4 tRNA genes are annotated in these 363 nt (G+C 52.6%); all 4 read left to right on the top strand.

Going from position 1 to position 363, the window contains the following annotated elements:
- The first annotated feature begins 10 nt into the window (after window positions 1–10).
- The 4 genes from NiCM35_RS26740 to NiCM35_RS26725 all read left to right on the top strand — a co-directional run bounded on the left by NiCM35_RS26740 (window position 11) and on the right by NiCM35_RS26725 (window position 363).
- A tRNA-Gly gene (locus NiCM35_RS26740) sits at window positions 11–85 on the top strand.
- A 9-nt stretch (window positions 86–94) separates the two neighbouring features.
- Window positions 95–183: transfer RNA gene (locus NiCM35_RS26735), tRNA-Leu, on the top strand.
- Between the two features lie 18 nt (window positions 184–201).
- Window positions 202–278, top strand: a tRNA-Arg gene (locus NiCM35_RS26730).
- 8 nt (window positions 279–286) lie between these two features.
- Window positions 287–363: transfer RNA gene (locus NiCM35_RS26725), tRNA-Pro, on the top strand.

The raw sequence follows: 363 nt of genomic DNA, 5'->3' as shown, positions 1-363 counted from the left end.
TTAAATACATGCGGAAGTAGTTCAGTGGTAGAACACCACCTTGCCAAGGTGGGGGTCGCGGGTTCGAATCCCGTCTTCCGCTCCATAAAACAATGCCGGGGTGGCGGAACTGGCAGACGCACAGGACTTAAAATCCTGCGGTAGGTGACTACCGTACCGGTTCGATTCCGGTCCTCGGCACCATTGTTTTTTTATATAAATGCGCCCGTAGCTCAATTGGATAGAGCGTCTGACTACGGATCAGAAGGTTATGGGTTCGACTCCTTTCGGGCGCGCCATTATATTTCGGGAAGTAGCTCAGCTTGGTAGAGCACTTGGTTTGGGACCAAGGGGTCGCAGGTTCGAATCCTGTCTTCCCGACCA

Source organism: Niallia sp. M35 (assembly GCF_050971705.1).
GTDB classification, from domain to species: domain Bacteria; phylum Bacillota; class Bacilli; order Bacillales; family Cytobacillaceae; genus Niallia; species Niallia circulans_A.
Note: the sequence above shows the minus strand (reverse complement) of the source record. Positions and strands in the feature narration are given on the sequence as shown.